The sequence below is a fragment of the Actinomycetospora sp. NBC_00405 genome (assembly GCF_036044095.1).
GTDB lineage: Bacteria > Actinomycetota > Actinomycetes > Mycobacteriales > Pseudonocardiaceae > Actinomycetospora > Actinomycetospora callitridis.
The window spans coordinates 3,576,002-3,589,942 of sequence record NZ_CP107938.1 but is presented as its reverse complement, the minus strand read 5'-3'; the positions used below and the strand labels follow the sequence as shown (position 1 = coordinate 3,589,942).

Genomic DNA, 13,941 nt, shown 5'->3' with positions numbered 1-13,941 from the left:
CCAAACCGATCCCACCCGGACCGATCCCACCCCGACCGACCCCGTCCCGGCCGGGCCCGCCCCCGGCGCCCGCCGAACCGCAGCTGCTCGACCGTGTGCGCGGCCTGGTGCGCCACGTCGCGGGCCTCTACCAGGGCGGCCCCGCGGCGGCGGGTCTCGACCGCGCCGCCCGCCGGCTGGACGAGCCGCTCCGGGTCGCGATCGCCGGACGGATCAAGGCCGGGAAGTCGACGCTGCTCAACGCGATGGTGGGGCAGGAGCTCGCGGCCACGGACGCCGGGGAGTGCACGCGGATCGTCACGTGGTTCCGGGACGGTCACACCTACCGCGTGCAGGCCCAGCTGCGCGACGGCAGCCGCCGCCAGCTGCCCCCCGGACCGACCGGGGGCCTGCTCGACATCGACCTCGGGCGCCTGGGGTCCGGCGACGTCGACCGCCTGCTGGTCGACTGGCCGTCGCCGGCGCTCCGGTTGATGACGCTGATCGACACCCCCGGCCTCGACTCGCTGAGCGCCGAGCTCTCCCGCAAGACCGAGGCGGCGCTGGCGCCCGGCGGGGACGGCGCGGCCGAGGCCGACGCGGTGATCTACCTGATGCGGCACGTCCACGCGTCGGACGTGCACTTCCTCGAGGCGTTCCGCGACGACCCCACCGACCGCCGCCCGCTGAACACGATCGGGATCCTGGCCCGGGCCGACGAGGTCGGGCACGCCCGGCCCGACGCGCTCGAGAGCGCCGCGTCCATCGCCGCGCGCTACCGCGAGGACGAGCGGATCCGCGGGCTGTGCCAGACGGTCATCCCGGTGGCCGGGCTGCTCGCGTCGAGCGCGGTGACGCTGCGCGAGGACGAGTTCCGTGCGTTCGGCGTGCTGGCCACCGCGCCCGAGGCCGACGTCGACCGGCTGCTGCTCACCGCGTCACGGTTCGCCCGCGCGGAGTCGGAGGTCGGCCTCGAGCCGGCCCGGCGCGCCGCGCTGCTCGACCGCTACGGGCTGTACGGCCTGCGCCTGTGCGTACGCCTCCTGCGCGAGGGCACGGTGACCACGGCGGGGGGCCTGTCCCGGGAGCTGATCACCCGCAGTGGTCTCGGGCCGCTCCGGGAGTCCCTGATGACCCGCCTGGCCGGGCGCGCCGACGTCCTGCGCGCCCAGTCGGCGCTGACCGCGGTCGAGCGCGCCGTCCGGCGGTACCCGATCGCGTCGGCCTCGGCGCTGCGCGGCGAGATCGAGCAGATCACCGCCGGGGCGCACGAGTTCGCCGAGATCCGCCTGCTCGACCGCCTGCACACCGGCGCGGTGACGCTGGCCGAGGACGAGCGCGCCGACGCCGAGCGCCTGCTCGGCAGCGACGGGCCGGGCCCGGCGATCCGGCTCGGTCTCACGCTCGACGCGCGCCCGGAGGAGGTCGTGCGGGCGGCGAACGCGAGCCTCGGGCGCTGGCGGCGCCGGGGTGAGCACCCCGCGTCGGGGCGCGACGTCCGCGACGCCGCCCGGGTCCTGGCCCGGACCTGCGAGGGCATCCTGCAGCGCGCCCAGCGCAGCGGTCCGCCGGGACGGGCGGTGGGGTGAGCCGGGGGAGATGAGCAACGCCCGACGGGTCGTCGGCGATAGGGAGTAGTCAGCTGCTCATGACGGGAGGACCGTCAGGGGCGACGGTGGACCGCGAGGTCAGGTGGCGGTCGTTGGGGAGGTTCCGGTGGCGTACGGGCTGGGGGTCGATCTCGGCACGACCTACACGGCGGCCGCGGTCGTCCGTGAGGGGCATGTCGAGATGGCGCCGCTGGGCGACCGGTCGACCGCGATGCCCTCCGTCATCCTCATGCGCGCCGAGGGCGGCGTCCTCACCGGCGACGCGGCCAACCGCCGCGCGGCCACGGAACCGGACCGCGTCGCGCGCGAGGTCAAACGCCGCCTCGGCGACCCGATGCCCGTCCTGCTGGGCGGCACGCCGTACTCCGCGGGCGACCTCATGGCCGCCCAGCTCCGCGAGGTGGTCGCCCAGATCTCCGAGCGGGAGGGCGGCCCGCCGGTCGCGGTGCGGCTGACCCACCCGGCGAACTGGGGTCCGTACAAGCGGGAGCTGTTCGAGCAGGTCCCGCGCACGGCCGGGCTGTCCGACGTCACCATGATCACCGAACCGGAGGCCGCCGCCGCGCACTACGCGGCGAACGAGCGGATCGCCGACGGCACCACCGTCGCCGTCTACGACCTCGGCGGCGGCACGTTCGACGCCACCGTCCTGCGCACCACCGGCGGCGGCTTCGAGATCCTCGGGGCGCCCGAGGGCGTCGAGGGCCTCGGCGGTGTCGACTTCGACGAGGCCGTCTTCGGCCACGTCGACCGCTCCCTCGACGGCGCGGTCTCCGCGCTGGACCTCTCGGACCCGGCCGCCACCAGCGCGATCGTGCGCCTGCGCCAGGACTGCGTGCTGGCCAAGGAGGCGCTCTCCTCGGACACCGAGGCGACGATCCCCGTGCTCCTGCCGTCGCTGCAGACCGAGGTCCGCCTGACCCGTGGCGAGTTCGAGACGATGATCCGCCCCTCGGTGGCGTCGACGATCGCCTCGCTGCAGCGCGCCCTGGAGTCGGCCGACATCTCCGCCGAGCAGGTGGACACGGTGCTGCTCGTCGGCGGGTCGTCGCGCATCCCGCTGGTCTCCCAGATGGTCTCCGGCGAGCTCGGGCGTCCGACGTCGGTCGACGCGCACCCCAAGCACGCGATCGTCCTCGGCGCGGCGTCGCTCGCCGAGCCGCCGGCCCGCGCCGCCGGTCCGGGTGCGCCGGGCCCGGCGCACACGTCGGTGTTCCCGACGTCCGGGGCGCCCTTCCGGACCCCGGTGCCCCGCGTCGGTCCGCGCACGCCGGCCGGTGGCATCCCGGTCGGCGGCAGCGGGCGCCCGGCGTCGACGCCGGCCGCGGCCGCCCACGGCGGGGGATCGGGCACCAACTCCGGGATGATCCCGATCGTCGCGGGCCCCCGGCCCTCCTCCACGGGTGGCTTCTCCACGGTGTCGCCCACCGGGACGCACGGCCGGCCGCCAGGTGGACGGCCGGGCACCGGGGCCTTCCGCGCCGCGGGCGCGGGCACCGGGGCGATGAACGCCGGGACCGGGTCCTCGCCCGCCGCCGCGACGCGCGCCGGCGGCACGTACACCGGTCCGACCGCTCTGCGCCCCACCTACACCGGGCCGACACGCACCGTGCCGGCCCGTCCGGGCCCGGCCCCGACCGGGGCGACCGCCGCCGTCCACAGCCAGGGCCCCCCGACCCAGGGCGGGCAGGGAGGCCAGGGTGGCCAGGGCGGGACCGGCGGACGCGGGGCGCCGCCGCCGTCGCTGGGCGGCCGGTCGGGCGACGACGAGTCGTCGTCCGGCGGATCGCGCCGCCGGCTCCCCCTGATCGTCGGCGCGGTGGTGCTCGTGGCCGCGCTCGCGGGCGGCGGCACGTTCGCCTACCGCTCGCTGTCGGCGGAGGCCCCCCTCCCGCCCGCCCCGACCCCGTCGGTGGTCGTGGCCCCGACCCCGCTGCCGACGACCGCGCCGCCGGAGCCGGTGGACGAGCCCGCGACCGGCGGGTCGAGCGGGACCGGCGGGTCGGGTTCGGCCGGCGGGTCGGGGTCGGCCGGGGGCTCGGGCGGCACCGGTGGGTCCGGTCGCGGCGGCACGGGAGGGTCGAACAACAACAACGGCGGCACCTGGCGCCCGCCCGAGCCGGGCCACAGCACCGACGGCACCACCGACGGCGGCACCACCGACGGCGGCACCACGGACGGCGGCACCACGTGCTGCGACCCGACGCCGGAACCCAGCGGGGGGTAGGTCAGCAGGGACGGAGACCGAGCGCCTCGGGCAGGTCGCCGCGGCGGGCGATCCCGAGCTTGGCGTACACCGCGTGGAGCACGTTGTTCACGGTGCGCACCGAGATCACCAGCTGGTCGGCGATCGCCTTGCTCGTGAGCCCGCCCGCGGCCAGCGCCGCGATCTCGGCCTCCCGCGGGGTGAGCTCCCCGGTGCGCTCGAGCAGCCCCGAGGCGGGCGTGTCGGCCCCCTCGCACGACGACGCCGCCACCCGGCTGCGCGACGCCGACCAGCCCGCCGCCCCGGTGTGCCCGGCCGCGCGGTGCGCCGAGCACGCCTGGGCGTAGGCCTCGGCGGAGAGCAGGAGGTGGTCCAGCTCGGCGAAGCGCCCGGCGGCCTCGTCGAGGCCCGCGCCGTCGCCGGCCGCCAGTGCCCGCGCGTGCGCGACGCACGCGACGGCGAACGGGCCCTGGACGGTCGCGGCCACCCGCTCGATGGCCTCGAGCACGGGCCGGCCGACGCCGAGGCGCACCGCGGTGTGCAGGGCGCGCAGGTGGTCCGACGGTGACGCCGCCGGGCGTTCCTCGCCGGCCAGCTCCGTGGCGCGGGTGACCCGGCCCTCGACCCCCGCGATCCACACCTGCGCGGCCCAGAGCCATCCCGTGAGCGGCCCGCCCGGCACCCCGTGCGCCTCGGCGAGCACGTCCTGGCCCTCCGTCGTGCGCCCGAGGCCGGCCAGGGCGACGGCGAGCTCGCCGACCAGCGGCACCGTGTACGGGAAACGGCGCGACGAGACCCCGGACGCGGCCTCGTGCAGGAGGCGCACCGCGCTCTGCAGGCGCCCGCGCCGCGACGCGACGATGCCCAGCCAGGTGACGTACAGCGCGACGTGCTCGCCGACCCCGCCCGGCGCCGCCTCGGCGTGGCACGCCCGGGCGAGCTCCTCGGCGTCGTCGAGGCGGCCGGTGGCGAGGAGCGCGCTCCACTGCGCCGAGCGCAGCTCGACGGTCAGCCAGCCGCCGGTCGGGTCAGGGCCGGCCGCGAGGCCCCGGACGGCCAGGGGCACCGCGTCCTCGGTGCGCCCGAGCTGCACCTGGGCGATCGCGGCGACGGCGAGGGCCGCGGTCGTCGCCGGGTCGCCGTCCGGGCCGTCGAGCACCGGGGTGACCTCGGCGAGCGCGTCGGCGGGCCGGTGGGCGAGCAGGGCGAGGAAGCCGCGCAGGGCGACCGCGAGCGGGGACGACCCGGCGTCGGTGTCGGTCGCGCTGCCCTCGGCCGCGGCGAGCGCGGCCGTCACGGCGGCGCGCGCGCCGGGCTCGTCGCGCAGGCCCCAGTAGAGGTTCCGGGCGCGGGCGGTGGCCACGAGGACCGGGTCCGGGAGGGGCTCGCCGGGGCGGTCGTCGGTCGTGGTGGTGTCGGGGCCGGCCTCGGCGAGCTTCGCGGCGGTGGCGAACGCGGCCTCGGCCTCGTCGAACCGGCCGAGCGCGACCCGGAGGCGTCCGAGGCGCCACAGCACCTCCCCGCCCGCGCCCTGGTCGGCGGCGGCGCGCAGCAGGCGCTCGGCGGTGCGGGGCTCGTGGTCGGAGACGCCGTCGGCGGCGGCGAGCAGCTCGGCCGGATCGATGGACAGACCCTCGGCGGCGCGCCAGGCCAGCATCCGGTACCGGTCGCCCGCGCGCCGGGAGCCCGACGCCTCGAGCGCGGTGCGCAGCCGCCGGTAGGCCTCGCGCTCCTGCAGCGGCGTCGCCCGGCTGCGCAGGAGCTCGGTGTAGAGCGGGTGGGTCAGCGCCACGTCCAACCGGCGCCCGTCGCGCGTCGAGGTGATCAGCCCTTCCGCCTCGAGCCGCGCGAGCGTGTCGTCCGGGAAGATCTGGTTGACGACCTCGCAGCCGAGGGGCTGGCCGAACGCCAGCGTGCGCATGAGGTCCTGCTCGGCGGGCGCGAGACCGCCCAGGCGGTCGGTGAGCAGCTCGATCAGGCGCCGCGGTGGATGGCGCGGCGGGTCCCAGCGCCACACCGAGCCGGCGCGCCGCAGCGCCCCCTCGTCGCGGGCGCCGTCGACCAGCTCGCAGAGGAACCGGGGGTTGCCCAGCGACAGCTCCCAGAAGCGGTCGAGCGTGACACCGTCGACGTGGCCGCCGAGCGTGCTGCTCACGAGGTGGTCCGACTGGGCGCGATCGAGCTCGGTGATCTCGAGCCGGGTGGCGAGCCCGTCGCGGTAGAGCGCGTGCAGCGGCTCGGGGGACACCGCGCCGGTGGGCACCGTGAGCAGCAGGAACATCTCTCCGGCGCGCGCGAGCTGGGCGAGCAGGACCGCGGAGGTGGTGTCCAGGAGGTGGGCGTCGTCGACGACGACGAGGTGCTTCGGCCCGGCGCCGACGAGCAGGCGGCGGGCCTCGCGGAGCAGCGATGCGGTGTCGGTGAGCGCCGGGTCGAGGTCCGGCAGCAGGTGGCCGAGGGCGCCGAGGGGGATGTCCCGGGTGGCCTGCCCGGTCATCGCGCTCGACGGGCGCCAGCGGCCCGCGCCCGCTCCGTGGGTCATGCCGGCCAGGGCGGTGCGCGCCAGCCGGGTGCGGCCGACCCCGCGAGGGCCGCCGATGACGACGGCCGCGAGCCGGTCGTCCTGGGTGGCGGCGACGGCAGCCGCGATCGCCTCCGATCGCCCGACCAGTGGTCGGCTCTCGGGCATGCTCGCGCCTCCCTCCGGGCCGCAGGTACCGGGAGTGTCGCGAAGGCGACGTGGGGGCGGAAGGGATCACGACACTCTTACGTAGTACTGCTGACCCGATGAAGGTAACCGCGGGTAACACCTAACGTTCCTGCGCGGCCGCGGCCGCGGTCGCACCGGCGACCGGCAGCGACGGCATGATGGGTCGTGTGGGTGCGCCGAGCATGAAGGACGTCGCGGCCCGGGCCGGGGTGTCGCTCGGGACGGTGTCGAACGTGCTCAACCGGCCCGAGCGGGTCAGCGCCGCGACGCGTGGGCGTGTGGAGACGGCGATCGCGTCGTTGGGCTTCGTGCGCAACGAGTCGGCGCGCCATCTCCGCTCGGGTCGCAGTCGCACACTCGCCTTCGTGGTCCTCGACGCAGCGAACCCCTTCTTCACCGACGTCGCCGCCGGTGTCCAGCGCGCCGCGGACACCGCGGGTCTTGCGACGTACCTCTGCGACTGCGGCGGCGACACCGGCCGTCAGGCCCGTTATCTCGAGCTCCTGGCCGAGCAGCGCGTCCAGGGGGTGCTCGTCACCCCCGTCGACGCCGCCGATCCGCGGCTGGAACAGCTGCCGCAGCGTGGCACCCCGGTCGTCGTCGTCGACCGCGGTGCCGGTCCGACCCACTGCTCGGTGACCGTCGACGATGTCGTGGGCGGTGCGCTGGCGGCCGGACACCTCCTCGAGCTCGGCCACGAGAGGATCGCGGTCGTCGGCGGGCCCACCGCGCTGGGACAGGTCGCCGACCGGATCTCCGGTGCCCGTAGCGCCCTCGCGCGTGCCGGGCGCGATCCGGACGACCTCGTCGTCATGGAGACCACCGGGCTGACGGTCGCCGAGGGGCGCCGCGCGGGGGAGCGGCTCGCGGGCCTGCCGTCCCGTCGCCGGCCGACCGGGGTGTTCTGCGCCAACGACCTGCTCGCCCTGGGGCTACTGCAGCGGAGCGTGCACTGGGGGCTGAGCGTCCCCGACGACCTCGCGATCGTGGGCTACGACGACATCGAGTTCGCCGAGGCGGCGGCGGTGCCGCTGACGTCCGTGGCCCAGCCGCGCGAGCTACTCGGCCGGACCGCGGTGGAGCTGCTCCTCGACGAGGTGGCCACGGGCTCCGAGCACGAGCACCGACACGTCGTCTTCACCCCCGAGCTCGTGGTGCGCTCCTCGACGCTCGTCCCCGGACGCACCGTGTCCGCCTGACCGGGCTCACGGGGCGGTCGGGACCGCCCTGACGGGGTCGGCGCGCTCGGCCTCGATCTGCTCCAGCGACTTCCCGGTCGTGTCCGGCATGGCGAGGTAGCCGACGATCCCGCTGATCAGCAGGAACAGGGTGAGCAGCAGGGCCACGGGCACGATGCCGATCGCCGACAGCAGCGGGACGACCAGACTGAACACGCCGAGGACCACCCGGGCGACGCCGAAGGTGAATCCCTGCGCGGTACCACGCAGCATGGTCGGGAACAGCTCCTGGCTGGTGACCTTGTACGTGGCCTCGCCGGCGACCGCGCTGCCGACGTAGAAGAGCAGGACGCTGGCGATGACGCTCGGGATGGTGAAGTCGATGACCAGGTACAGGCCGTACGAGCAGATCTGCATGATGGCGCCGAGCGCGAACAGGCCCTTCCGCATGCCGTGGCTGCGGTCGTAGAACGGCATGAACAGCGCGAGCGTGCCGACGATGCCGGCCGCGAAACCGAGGCAGGACAGCGCCACGCCCGCGGCGTTCGAGCCGGCCCCGATGGTCTCGACCATGTACGGGGTGAAGATGCCGGCGGTACCGGCCGCGAGGTTCCAGAACGTGTAGAAGGTGCCGGTGTAGAGCAGCGCCTTGAGGTGGTTGCCCCGGAACAGGGCCCGCACCCGCTGCGCGGCGTTGCCGGGCAGCTCGCTCGCGGACTGCCAGCGCGCGGACTCGGCGATCCCTCGGCGGAGTGCCCAGGTGATGATCGCGACCACGAACAGACTGCCGAACACGATCCTGGTGCCCAGCAGGCCCAAGGGGTCGAGCGCGAAGGCCAGCAGCAGGACGACGACCGGTCCGACGTACCAGGAGACCTGGGTGAACCCGAGCAGTCGGGCCCGCCCCTTGTTCGGCGCGAGCTCACCGACCAGGGCCAACGAGGTGGGCACGTCGGCGCCGACGGCGACACCGACGATGACCGTGCCGACGAAGAGCATCGCGGGGTTGACGGCGAGGGCGATGAGCGCGATGCCGAGGGCGTAGACGAGCAGGTCCCACTTGTAGATCCGTTTGCGCCCGAGCTTGTCGCCGAGGCGTCCGCCCACGAACGCGCCGATCGCGCAGCCGATGGCGTTCGGGCCGATGGCCGCGAGGACGCCGACGCCGGTGTCGGAGAGGCCGAACTCCTCCTGGAACACCGCGAGGCCGGAGCCGAGGGCCACGATCGAGCCGGCGTCGAGGTAGGACGCCATGCCCGCCAGGCCGGTCCACCTCCATTGCTGCTTGGTGATGGTGCCGTCGTCCCCGGGGGGACCGGTCTCCGTCTCCGGTGTCGTGGACATCCGGATCTCCTCGTCGTCGTCGGTCGGCGATTGAAACGTATTAGCGAGGCAACGTAAGGAGAGGTCGTCCGCGTCACAAGAGGTCGGCGGCTGTCGATGATGCTGAACCGCTTCAGGCTCGCGAAGTGCAGCGACGTCGTTGACCGGTCCTCCAGCGACTCTCTACCGTCGTGGTTGAAACGATCTAAGTAGGAGGCGCACGATGGCTGACCCGGCGGCCGTTCGCCGCGATCTCGCGGCGCAGAGCATCGACACCCCGTCGTGGGCGTACGGGAACTCGGGGACGCGCTTCAAGGTGTTCGCGCAGGCCGGAGTGCCTCGTGACCCCTGGGAGAAGATCGCCGACGCCGCGGTGGTCCACCGCCTCACCGGCGCTGCACCGACGGTCTCGCTGCACGTTCCCTGGGACCGGGTCGACGACTACGCCGAGCTCGCGAAGTACGCCGCCGAGCAGGGTCTGGGCATCGGGGCGATCAACGCCAACGTCTTCCAGGACGACGACTACAAGCTCGGCTCGGTGACGAACCCCGACCCGCGGGTCCGGCGCAAGGCCGTCGACGCCCTGCTCGCCTGCGTCGACGTCATGGACGCCACCGGCAGCCGCGATCTGAAGCTGTGGTTCGCCGACGGCACCAATTACCCCGGTCAGGACTCGATGCGCGCCCGTCAGGACCGGCTCGCCGAGGCCCTGCGGGAGGTGTACGCCCGCCTCTCCGGCGACCAGCGGATCCTGCTCGAGTACAAGCTCTTCGAGCCGGCCTTCTACCACTCGGACGTCCCCGACTGGGGCACGTCGTACGCGCACTGCCTCGAGCTCGGACCCAGGGCGACGGTCTGCATCGACACCGGCCACCACGCGCCCGGCACCAACATCGAGTTCATCGTCGCGTTCCTCGTCCGCGCCGGGCGGCTCGGCGCGTTCGACTTCAACTCGCGCTTCTACGCAGACGACGACCTCATGGTCGGCGCCGCCGACCCGTTCCAGCTGTTCCGGATCATGAACGAGATCGTCGAGGCCGGCGTCCACACCCCGGACTCGGGCATCGCCTTCATGCTCGACCAGTGCCACAACATCGAGGCGAAGATCCCGGCGATCATCCGCTCGGTGATGAACGTGCAGGAGGCCACGGCCAAGGCCCTGCTGCTCGACCGTGACGCGCTTGCCGCCGCCCGCGCCGCCGGTGACGTGCTCGGCGCGAACGAGGTCCTCATGGACGCCTACGCCACCGACGTCCGGCCGCTGCTGCGTGAGGTCCGCGAGGAACAGGGCCTCGACCCCGACCCGCTCGGGGCGTACCGCCGCTCCGGCCACCAGGAGCACATCGAGGCCGAACGCGTCGGCGGCACCCAGGCCGGCTGGGGCGCGTGACACCCCCGACGACACCCCGGCGACCCCACCAGGAGCAGCCCCCCATGAGCGCGACCCCGCGACCCGTCCGCGACCTCCTCGACCGCAGCCACCGTCTGGGCGCGGACCCGACCACCACCAACTACGCCGGCGGCAACACCTCCGCGACGGGCACCGCCACCGATCCCGCCACCGGCGCCGACGTCGACCTGCTGTGGGTCAAGGGCTCCGGGGGCGACCTCGGCACCCTGACCGGGGCCGGGCTCGCCGTCCTGCGTCTCGACCGGCTCCGCGCGCTGGTCGACGTCTACCCCGGCGTGGAGCGCGAGGACGAGATGGTCGGCGCGTTCGACTACTGCCTGCACGGCCGCGGCGGGGCCGCCCCGTCGATCGACACCGCCATGCACGGCCTGGTCGAGGCGGCCCACGTCGACCACCTGCACCCCGACGCCGGCATCGCGATCGCGACCGCGGCCGACGGGGAGGCGCTCACCAAGGAGATCTTCGGCGACCGGGTGGTGTGGGTGCCCTGGCGACGTCCCGGCTTCCAGCTCGGCCTCGACATCGCCGAGGTCGCCCGCGAGAACCCCCGGGCGATCGGCGTGGTGCTCGGGGGCCACGGCATCACGGCCTGGGGCGCGACGTCCGAGGAGTGCGAGCGGCGGTCGCTGGAGATCATCCGGACCGCCTGGGACCACATCGACGCGCGCGGCGGGACCGATCCCTCGGTCGCCTTCGGCGCAGTGCGGCCCGGCTTCGCGGCGCTGCCCGAGGGCGAGCGCCAGGCCCGCGCCGCCGCGCTCGCACCCGTGCTGCGCGGGCTCGCGTCCACCGACCGTCGGGTCGTCGGCCACTACACCGACACCGACGCCGTCCTCGAGTTCCTGGCGCGGGACGAGCTGGAGCGCCTCGCCGCGCTCGGCACCTCGTGCCCCGACCACTTCCTGCGGACCAAGGTCCGCCCGATGGTCCTCGACCTCCCCGCCGACGCGCCGCTGAACGACGTCGTCGCGCGGCTGGGGGAGCTGCACGAGGCCTACCGCGAGGACTACCGCGCCTACTACTCCCGGCACGCCGACGCCGACTCCCCGCCGATGCGCGGCGCGGATCCGGCAATCGTGCTGGTCCCCGGTGTCGGGATGTTCTCCTTCGGCGCCGACGCATCGACCGCCCGGATCGCCGGCGAGTTCTACGTCAACGCGATCAACGTGATTCAGGGCGCCGAGACGCTCTCGACCTACGCCCCCATCGACGAGCGCGAGAAGTTCCGCATCGAGTACTGGCCCCTCGAGGAGGCCAAGCTCGCGCGGCTGCCGAGACCGAAACCACTGGCGGGGCGCGTCGCGCTCGTCACCGGCGGCGGTTCCGGTATCGGCCGCGCGATCGCGCACCGCCTCGCCGGGGAGGGCGCGGCCGTCGTCGTCGCCGACCGTGACACCGACGCCGCGGTGACCGTGGCGTCGGAGATCGGGACCACCGACGCGGCCGTGCCCGTCACCGTCGACGTCACCTCCACCGACGCGGTCGAGGCCGCCGTGGACGCCGCGGCGCGGGCCTTCGGCGGGGTCGACCTCGTCGTCAACAACGCCGGATTGTCGATCTCCAAGCCGCTGCTGGAGACCAGCGACGCCGACTGGGACGTGCAGCACGACGTCATGGCCCGCGGGTCGTTCGTCGTCGCCCGGGCCGCCGCCCGCGTGATGATCGCGCAGGGTCTCGGGGGCGACATCGTCGCCATCGCCTCGAAGAACGGTGTGTTCGCCGGGCCGAACAACGTCGCCTACGGCGCCGCCAAGGCCGACCAGGCGCATCAGGTGCGGCTGCTCGCCGCCGAGCTCGGCGAGCACGGCATCCGGGTCAACGGCGTGAACCCCGACGGCGTGGTCCGTGGCTCGGGCATCTTCGCCGGCGGCTGGGGCGCGCAGCGTGCGGCGGTCTACGGCGTCGAGGAGTCCGAGCTCGGCGCGTTCTACGCCCAGCGCACGTTGCTCAAGCGCGAGGTGCTGCCCGAGCACGTCGCGAACGCCGTGTTCGTGCTCTGCTCGGACGACCTGTCGCACACCACCGGGCTCCACGTCCCCGTCGACGCCGGCGTCGCGGCCGCCTTCCTGCGATGAGCCAGGAGGTCACGGTCGCCGCCGTCGACCTCGGGGCGTCGTCCGGGCGGGTCGTGCGGGCACGGGTCGGCAGGACGGCGGGCCTCGAGCTCACCGAGGTGCACCGCTTCGACAACGGACCGGTCCGGGTCCGCGACACCCTGCACTGGGACGTCATCGGCCTGCACCGCGAGATCCTCCGCGGGCTGCGGGAGGCCGCGACCGTCGACGCCGTCGGCATCGACACGTGGGCCATCGACCACGGCCTGCTCGATGCCGACGGGGCGTTGTTGGGCACCCCGGTGCACCATCGGGACGACCGCACCATCGGTGTCGCCGAGCGGGTGCACCGCACCGTCCCGGCGGCCGAGCTCTACGCCCGCACCGGGGTCCAGGAGCTGCCGTTCACCACGATCTACCAGCTCGTGGCCGCAGGCGGCACCGCACAGCTCACCGCCGCGCAGGAGCTCCTGCTGGTGCCCGACCTGCTGTGCTATTGGCTCACCGGTGAGCGTGGTGCGGAGCTCACCAACGCCTCGACCACCGGGCTGCTCGCCGCGGACGGGTCCGGGTGGGACACCGACCTCGCGCTCCGCGTCGGGATCGACCCGTCGCTGCTCCCGGCGTTGCGGGCCCCCGGCGACGTGGTGGGCCCGGTGACACCGTCGGTCGCGGCCGAGACGGGCCTCGACCCGGCCACCCCGGTGCTCGCGGTCGGGTCGCACGACACCGCGTCGGCGGTGGTCGGCGTGCCCGCGACCGGCGAGCGCTTCGCCTACGTCTCGTGCGGCACCTGGTCGCTGGTCGGCGTGGAGCTGGACGCCCCGGTGCTCACCGAGGCGTCCCGTGCCGCGAACTTCTCCAACGAGCGCGGCGTCGACGGCACCATCCGCTATCTGCGCAACGTGATGGGCCTCTGGCTGCTGCAGGAGTGCCTGCGCGCCTGGGGCTCGCCGGCGCTCGAGGCGTTGCTGGCCGAGGCCGAGGCGTACGCGGGCCCGTCCGTGGTCGTCGACGCCGCCGACGACGTGTTCCTGGCGCCGGACGACATGCCCGCGCGCATCGCCGAGGCCGTCTCGGCTCTCGGCCAACCGGTCCCCGACACCCGTGCCGGGATCGTGCGGTGCGTCCTCGACAGCCTGGCTCTCGCCCATCGCCGCGCCGTCCGGGAGGCGGTCAGGCTCTCGGGGCGCGAGGTCGACACGGTCCACGTCGTCGGTGGTGGCGCGCGGAACCGGCTCCTCTGCCGGCTCACCGCGGACGCCTGCGGGCTGCCCGTCGTGGCCGGGCCGGTCGAGGCCACCGCGATCGGCAACGTGCTGGTCCAGGCCCGGGCACTGGGCGCCCTCGGGGGCGACCTCCCGGACCTCCGCGCGTTCCTCGCGGAGCAGGTCACGACCGTGACGTTCGAACCCCGCGGCGCGGGTCGCTGGGACGATCTCGAGGCCGTCCTCGGTCGCTGACCACCAC

General features: G+C 74.9%; 8 protein-coding genes. 6 read left to right on the top strand and 2 right to left on the bottom strand.

Annotated features, from left to right (window positions below):
* Positions 1–95 precede the first annotated feature (95 nt).
* Both OG774_RS17675 and OG774_RS17670 read left to right on the top strand, forming a co-directional pair.
* Entirely contained in the window at positions 96–1,568 is a 1,473-nt protein-coding gene (locus tag OG774_RS17675) for a dynamin family protein (protein WP_328302781.1), read from the top strand.
* A 127-nt stretch (positions 1,569–1,695) separates the two neighbouring features.
* The gene (locus OG774_RS17670; RefSeq protein WP_328302779.1) at positions 1,696–3,816 is read left to right on the top strand and encodes an Hsp70 family protein; all 2,121 of its coding nucleotides are present in this window, start codon (positions 1,696–1,698) and stop codon (positions 3,814–3,816) included.
* A gap of 1 nt (position 3,817) precedes the next feature.
* Here the strand turns inward: OG774_RS17670 and OG774_RS17665 are convergent, their stop codons facing one another.
* Positions 3,818–6,484, bottom strand: coding sequence for a LuxR C-terminal-related transcriptional regulator (locus OG774_RS17665; protein ID WP_328302777.1), 2,667 nt, complete (start codon positions 6,482–6,484; stop codon positions 3,818–3,820).
* Between the two features lie 179 nt (positions 6,485–6,663).
* On the opposite strand from OG774_RS17665, the gene OG774_RS17660 reads away from it, so the two are divergent.
* On the top strand, positions 6,664–7,704 hold the full coding sequence (locus OG774_RS17660) for a LacI family DNA-binding transcriptional regulator (protein ID WP_328311007.1): 1,041 nt from the start codon (positions 6,664–6,666) through the stop codon (positions 7,702–7,704).
* Positions 7,705–7,710: 6 nt separating this feature from the next.
* Here the strand turns inward: OG774_RS17660 and OG774_RS17655 are convergent, their stop codons facing one another.
* Positions 7,711–9,027 carry an MFS transporter gene (locus OG774_RS17655; protein ID WP_328302775.1) on the bottom strand — a complete coding sequence of 439 codons (1,317 nt, stop codon included), beginning with the start codon at positions 9,025–9,027 and terminating at the stop codon, positions 7,711–7,713.
* A 202-nt stretch (positions 9,028–9,229) separates the two neighbouring features.
* Between OG774_RS17655 and rhaI the strand changes: the two genes are divergently transcribed.
* The 3 genes from rhaI to OG774_RS17640 are packed head-to-tail and all read left to right on the top strand — an operon-like array spanning position 9,230 to position 13,934.
* Positions 9,230–10,396 (top strand): L-rhamnose isomerase, encoded by a 1,167-nt coding sequence (gene rhaI / locus OG774_RS17650; protein ID WP_328302773.1) that lies wholly within the window; start codon positions 9,230–9,232, stop codon positions 10,394–10,396.
* A gap of 44 nt (positions 10,397–10,440) precedes the next feature.
* Complete coding sequence (locus OG774_RS17645; protein WP_328302771.1) at positions 10,441–12,492, top strand: bifunctional aldolase/short-chain dehydrogenase; 2,052 nt, start codon at positions 10,441–10,443, stop codon at positions 12,490–12,492.
* Complete coding sequence (locus OG774_RS17640) at positions 12,489–13,934, top strand: rhamnulokinase (RefSeq protein WP_328302769.1); 1,446 nt, start codon at positions 12,489–12,491, stop codon at positions 13,932–13,934. Before OG774_RS17645 ends, OG774_RS17640 begins: the two co-directional genes overlap by 4 nt.
* Positions 13,935–13,941: the final 7 nt, after the last annotated feature.

What these genes read in the sequence shown, in the direction of transcription:
- OG774_RS17645 (WP_328302771.1), top strand. Translation starts at nt 10,441, where the DNA reads ATGAGCGCGACCCCGCGACCCGTCCGCGACCTCCTCGACCGCAGCCAC.
- OG774_RS17640 (WP_328302769.1), top strand. Translation starts at nt 12,489, where the DNA reads ATGAGCCAGGAGGTCACGGTCGCCGCCGTCGACCTCGGGGCGTCGTCC.
- rhaI (WP_328302773.1), top strand. Translation starts at nt 9,230, where the DNA reads ATGGCTGACCCGGCGGCCGTTCGCCGCGATCTCGCGGCGCAGAGCATC.
- OG774_RS17655 (WP_328302775.1), bottom strand. Translation starts at nt 9,027, where the DNA reads ATGTCCACGACACCGGAGACGGAGACCGGTCCCCCCGGGGACGACGGC.
- OG774_RS17660 (WP_328311007.1), top strand. Translation starts at nt 6,664, where the DNA reads ATGGGTCGTGTGGGTGCGCCGAGCATGAAGGACGTCGCGGCCCGGGCC.
- OG774_RS17665 (WP_328302777.1), bottom strand. Translation starts at nt 6,484, where the DNA reads ATGCCCGAGAGCCGACCACTGGTCGGGCGATCGGAGGCGATCGCGGCT.